The sequence below is a fragment of the Idiomarina sp. UBA3162 genome (assembly GCF_002364475.1).
Taxonomy (GTDB): domain Bacteria; phylum Pseudomonadota; class Gammaproteobacteria; order Enterobacterales; family Alteromonadaceae; genus Idiomarina.
The window spans coordinates 1-5,733 of the sequence record NZ_DEYI01000023.1 but is presented as its reverse complement, the minus strand read 5'-3'; the positions used below and the strand labels follow the sequence as shown (position 1 = coordinate 5,733).

At 47.5% G+C, this 5,733-nt stretch carries 6 protein-coding genes; 1 reads left to right on the top strand and 5 read right to left on the bottom strand.

Features of this window, described 5'->3' with window-relative positions; translation table 11 throughout:
- Both B2X00_RS02945 and B2X00_RS02940 read right to left on the bottom strand, forming a co-directional pair.
- A partial coding sequence (locus B2X00_RS02945; protein WP_290486049.1) for a hypothetical protein occupies positions 1-540 on the bottom strand: 540 nt, incomplete at its 3' end.
- A gap of 80 nt (positions 541-620) precedes the next feature.
- The gene (locus tag B2X00_RS02940) at positions 621-1,277 is read right to left on the bottom strand and encodes a Fe2+-dependent dioxygenase (RefSeq protein WP_290486048.1); all 657 of its coding nucleotides are present in this window, start codon (positions 1,275-1,277) and stop codon (positions 621-623) included.
- An 83-nt stretch (positions 1,278-1,360) separates the two neighbouring features.
- Here B2X00_RS02940 and B2X00_RS02935 point away from each other — a divergent pair, with 83 nt between their 5' ends.
- Positions 1,361-2,170 carry a hypothetical protein gene (locus B2X00_RS02935; protein WP_290486047.1) on the top strand — a complete coding sequence of 270 codons (810 nt, stop codon included), beginning with the start codon at positions 1,361-1,363 and terminating at the stop codon, positions 2,168-2,170.
- Here the strand turns inward: B2X00_RS02935 and B2X00_RS02930 are convergent.
- The 3 genes from B2X00_RS02930 to B2X00_RS02920 form a co-directional block, all read right to left on the bottom strand.
- Positions 2,167-2,841, bottom strand: a complete 675-nt coding sequence (locus B2X00_RS02930; protein WP_290486046.1) for a hypothetical protein — start codon at positions 2,839-2,841, stop codon at positions 2,167-2,169. The genes B2X00_RS02935 and B2X00_RS02930 overlap by 4 nt on opposite strands.
- Positions 2,795-4,087, bottom strand: coding sequence for a phosphopyruvate hydratase (gene eno, locus B2X00_RS02925; RefSeq protein ID WP_290486045.1), 1,293 nt, complete (start codon positions 4,085-4,087; stop codon positions 2,795-2,797). Before eno ends, B2X00_RS02930 begins: the two co-directional genes overlap by 47 nt.
- Positions 4,088-4,104: 17 nt before the next feature.
- Positions 4,105-5,733: CTP synthase (locus B2X00_RS02920; RefSeq protein ID WP_290486044.1), on the bottom strand; the 1,629-nt coding region annotated here is incomplete at its 5' end.

Here is a 5,733-nt window from a genome sequence, read left to right as displayed (position 1 = left end):
GCCCCAGTAAAATCCTGAGAAAGTGAAGTGTCTGGTATAGATAGGCAAGGTCACATCCAACGCTAAACCACCATTTTCCACTAAGCGAGGCGAAGAAACCTGATAGTTTTCAAATAACTGCGCCGCAGGCGACGACAGATCATATTGCTTGGGTGCTTGGCTAGTCCACAATGTCATCGCGGGCGTTATTGGATAAGCGAATAATAAATCTTGGTTACGCCAAACGGATACTCGCTTGACCACAGGGCTCTCTTTAAGAATAGAAACCGCGAGCAAGCGCGTGTTGACGGGTTCAGTTACAGGCTGCACGGAAAAATATGAGGAAAATGCAAAGGCGGCACGCGACGCCTCACCAAACAATTGCTCCATTTGCGAGCGAATACCGACTAATTCCGTCGTTGCTCGGTTGTTTTTAAGTTGCTGATACTGCGATGTCGTTAAATTAATGACCCACTCGACACAAGCGACGCCGACCAAAAATACAACGACTAACAAACCATGAAGAAAATTAAGTTGTAATCCTTTAAACCTATCTAGCAACAGCAAATATCCTTAATCACAATCAGTTAGGCTACCTAATGAGGTGCCCTAATTAAGTGCATTGTATCGTGAATTCATAATTAATCCATCCACATTCTCAACAGGTTTTGATAGCTCTTTGAGAGCAGAAGGTATTGTTCACTGCGTCCCTGAGTTTCGAATTCTTGCATAACGGCTTGCTGCATATCAAACAATAAGGCACGCTGCTGAGCATCTCTTACCCAACTCTGACACCAACCGACTAACGCAGTACGTTGACCTGCAGTCACAGGCTCTACCTGATGCAAAAAGTGACTTGGATAGATCAGCACATCCCCCGCATCTAAGCGCCAGCTTCGTTCACCACTATGTTCCTCTATCGTCAATGCACCACCTTGGTACTCATCAAGCGCAGATAACGAAAGTGTAAAAGAGATATCGGTGCGCGCTTGATTCATGAGTGCGTCATCCACATGAACACCATAACTTTGCTCATTTTGATAGCGATTGATCATGCTTCGTGCAATTGTCTTCGGACGTAAAGCAGCCTCCACCCAGGGGTTTCTCAGCATGCGCTGAAGCGTAAAATCAACCAGTCCTTGCGCTTTTTGGTCAACACTCAATTGCTGATTGTTTTTAACAGATTTAGCCCCTGCCCCCGCGGATAATTTGCCATCAGTGAAGGTATGCTGAGCAAGTTTCTCGTTAATTACATCAATGGTGGGTTTATCGATGACTTGCTGTAAGTGGATAATCATATTGAGAACATACCTTTTATTTGCGAATAGTTATCATTTTTGAGATTATAACTGAAATAACATTGAGCAAAAACAAGGATTCCATGATGAGAGAAAAACGCAAGAGTTGGATTGCGGTCAGTTCGGCGATTGGTGCCTCGGTGGTCATCAGTCACGGTGCCGTTGCGACAACCAGTCCACATACCAGCCTAGCCCCCGCTACCTTACTCACTGCGCCGGGTCCAATGATGGAAGGCGAAGGTGAAGGTGCGGTGAGCGTGGATTTAACCACCAATGATTCAGCGTTTTTAGCGCAACTTGGTTTAATACGTGGTCATTTATGGGTCGGCATGAAGCTTTATGAGCAAGGTCATCTAGAAATGGCGAAGACCCACATGAAACACCCCGGTGATGAGCTCTACGCGGGCTTAGTGAGTGCCTTCGAAGCGCGCGACCTACCGGGCTTCGCAAAACCATTGAGCGATTTAGCCGATAGCGTCAATAATGATGCCGATAAGGCCGTCGTAATGGAAAACTACGCCGCATTAAAAGACGCTATTGCGGCTAACGAACCTTTGGCATCAATGACCGCAGCGGAAGTACTAAAAAGTATCGCCAGCATGTTACTCACCTCAGCTGATGAGTACGCCATTGGTATCAAACAAAACCAAGTGGTTAATGTGCATGAGTTTCAAGACGCGTATGGATTTCAGCAAATCGCGTTAAGCCGTCTCGATGCGTTGTCTGAGGCGCAACAAGCAGGAGCCGAAGAGGCTATCGCAGAAACGCGTAAGGTTATTCAGGGACTCGACGAACTCTGGCCAACCACCACACCTGAGGGTGAGCTCGAAGGTGATGCAAGCCTGATTTACGGTGCGGCTTCACGCATCGAAATGGAAGCCAATGGCATTTAACGCGCGATTTTGAGTGCCACTTTAAACTGACGCCAGTCTAGAGTGGCTACCAGCAATAGTTCGCGTAAGGTGAGCGTTCGGGGGTTAATTCGCCCCCGATGATTCCATTGATGACCGCAACAGGCAGCGGTCATGATACGTTTTGTTGGCTTCAACAATGTTAAATGGGGGGATTCACCCTCACCGCTGAAACTAAACCATCCCTGATAGTTTAAATGCACTCGATGGTGATTACTATCGACGCGGTCAATGCTATCAAGCACAACCGTCTTAAACTCACTCGTTTCATAACGTACGGGAACCACAAGACCCAATGCCGCATGCTGCTTAAACCACGCGTGTTGTTTTTGTGCTGTACCTGTTCCTGCTGGGCAGGCTGTTGCCTGAGGCGCTTGCCAACTGGCGTTCTGTGCATCGAGTTGCAGCGGACTGTGCTGTGCCGCTTGCAATGAACCGTGTGCGGCATGGCGTACGTAAAACGGAAGGCTCGCTAAACGTCGGCGCAATAAGCCGGCATCTAGCTCTTCTTGTGAGAGTTGTATTAATGTTCTTTCATACAAAGCTGAGCAGAGCTCAGCGATATCGCTGTGCTCTGCTATTGGCTGAAAAATGTCGGCCTGTGAATTATCCAGCTTTGACTTCTTGTCGACCGCGGTATGGCGCTTTGCCATCCAACTCACCTTCAATGCGTAGCAATTGATTGTATTTGGCTACACGATCTGAGCGGCAAAGCGAGCCCGTTTTAATTTGACCGGCGGCCGTGCCAACTGCCAAATCTGCAATGGTTGCATCTTCAGTCTCACCTGAACGGTGACTGATTACCGCAGTGTAACCTGCTTTACGCGCCATCTCGATCGCTGCCAAGGTTTCTGTCAGACTACCAATCTGATTAAATTTAATCAAAATTGAATTTGCGATACCTTTATCAATACCCTCTTGCAGGATACGTGTATTGGTTACAAATAGGTCATCTCCTACGAGTTGCACGCGATCACCTAATTTTTCAGTTAATACTTTCCAACCATCCCAATCCGATTCATCTAAGCCATCTTCGATTGAGATAATAGGATAGCGATCACAGAGCTCAGCCAAGTAATTCGCAAAACCCTCTGCATCAAAGGACTTGCCTTCGCCGCTCAGGTTGTATTGACCGTCTTTGTAAAATTCAGATGCAGCACAGTCTAACGCAAGCGTTACATCGTCACCCATGCGATAGCCTGCTTTTTCAACCGCTTCGACGATGACTTGTAGCGCTTCTTCGTTAGAGCCTAAGTTCGGCGCGAAACCGCCCTCGTCGCCCACTGCAGTGCTCAAACCACGCTGCTGAAGCACTTTTTTCAGCGCATGGAAAATTTCAGCGCCCATACGCAAGCCTTCTTTAAAGCTTGACGCGCCAACCGGCTGAATCATGAACTCTTGAATATCGACGTTATTGTCCGCGTGCTCACCACCGTTAAGGATGTTCATCATCGGTAGTGGCATGCTGTATTCTTCAGGCGTGTTGTTAAGCTCAGCAATGTGCTGATACAACGGCATGCCTTTATACGCTGCTGCTGCTTTAGCGACGGCCAAAGAAACGGCCAAGATAGCGTTGGCGCCCAGTTTTTCTTTGTTATCGGTGCCGTCTAAACGCAACATAATTTCATCAATCGCGTTTTGGTTAACCGCTTCAGCGCCACGCAAGGCTTCGGCAATCGCACCATTAATATTGGCAACCGCTTGCTCAACACCTTTACCTAAGTAACGGTTTTTATCGCCGTCACGTAATTCAAGCGCCTCACGCGAACCTGTTGAAGCACCACTAGGAGCCGCAGCACGCCCCATGTGGCCTGATTCTAAATAAACGTCGGCTTCTACCGTTGGGTTACCACGTGAATCCATAATTTCACGCGCAACAATACGGGTAATTGTGCTCATTATAAAATCCTTATTAATTAACCTAAACGCTCTTTGTTAAACTGACCGGCGGCCTCGATAAAGCCTTTAAATAGGCCATGGCCGTCACGCGGTGTCGAAGTAAACTCAGGGTGGAACTGAACCGCAATAAACCAACGGTGTTCAGGAATCTCAACCACTTCAACAAGACGTTTATCATGCGAGAAACCCGAAAACTTTAAGCCCGCTTTCTCTAACGCTTCGATGTAGTTATTGTTAACTTCGTAGCGATGGCGATGACGTTCTTCAATCACTTCAGCGCCGTACATTTTGCTTGCTTTCGAACCTTTCTCTAAATGACACTCCTGAGCGCCTAAACGCATCGTGCCACCTAAGTCAGAACTCTCATCGCGCAGCTCTTTTTGACCGTTGGCATCCATCCACTCGGTAATCAAACCCACCACCGGTTGTTTACAATCCGGTTCAAACTCGGTGCTGTTCGCATCTTTCAGCCCAGCCACATTGCGTGCGTACTCGATAAGCGCGACTTGCATACCTAAGCAAATACCTAAATACGGAATATTATTTTCACGCGCATACTGCGCGGCTTTTAACTTTCCATCGATACCTCGATCGCCAAAACCACCCGGCACTAAAATAGCATCGACATCAGCGAGTTTACTGGTACCTTTGGTTTCGATGTCTTGTGCATCAATATAGCGAATATTAACCGTAAGACGGTTTTTTAAACCTGCATGCGCAAGGGCCTCATTTACCGATTTATACGCATCCGGTAACTCAACATACTTACCAACAAAGCCTACGGTCACTTCACCGTTAGGATTTGATTCTTGATACAGTACTTGCTCCCATTCGCTCAAATCAGCCTCTGGGCAATCAAGACGGAAGCGATGCGTCACGATCTCATCGAGTCCTTGCGATTTCAGCATCGACGGGATCTTGTAGATACTGTCTACATCGCGTAAACCAATGACGGCTTTTTCTTCGACGTTAGTGAAAAGCGCGATTTTTGAGCGCTCTGAAGGTGGCAACGAACGATCCGAACGACAGACTAAAACATCCGGCTGAATACCAATCGAGCGCAGCTCTTTCACAGAGTGTTGCGTAGGTTTGGTTTTTACCTCGCCCGCCGCACCTAAGAAAGGCACTAACGTCAAATGCATAAACAAGGTGTGATCACGGCCGACTTCGGTACCCAGTTGACGAATCGCTTCTAAGAAAGGTTGTGATTCGATATCACCCACGGTACCACCGATTTCGATAATCGCGATATCCGAGCCTTTGCCGCCTTCAATAATGCGACGCTTAATTTCATTGGTGATATGCGGAATGACCTGAATGGTCGCACCGAGGAATTCACCTTTACGCTCACGACGGATAATGTCTTCGTACACGCGCCCGGCAGTAAAGTTATTATTACTCGTCATACGTGTGCGGATGAAGCGCTCATAATGACCTAAATCGAGGTCTGTTTCTGCGCCATCAACGGTGACGAAAACCTCACCGTGTTGGATCGGGCTCATAGTGCCTGGATCGACGTTAATATAAGGGTCGAGTTTTAACATGGTGACGGTGAGACCGCGAGCTTCCAGAATTGCGGCCAACGATGCTGCAGCAATACCTTTACCTAGCGATGAAACTACACCACCGGTGACGAAAATATAATT

Excerpts from the sequence above, each read along its gene's own strand:
- B2X00_RS02940 (WP_290486048.1), bottom strand. The coding sequence starts at position 1,277 with ATGATTATCCACTTACAGCAAGTCATCGATAAACCCACCATTGATGTA.
- B2X00_RS02935 (WP_290486047.1), top strand. The coding sequence starts at position 1,361 with ATGATGAGAGAAAAACGCAAGAGTTGGATTGCGGTCAGTTCGGCGATT.
- B2X00_RS02930 (WP_290486046.1), bottom strand. The coding sequence starts at position 2,841 with ATGGCAAAGCGCCATACCGCGGTCGACAAGAAGTCAAAGCTGGATAAT.
- eno (WP_290486045.1), bottom strand. The coding sequence starts at position 4,087 with ATGAGCACAATTACCCGTATTGTTGCGCGTGAAATTATGGATTCACGT.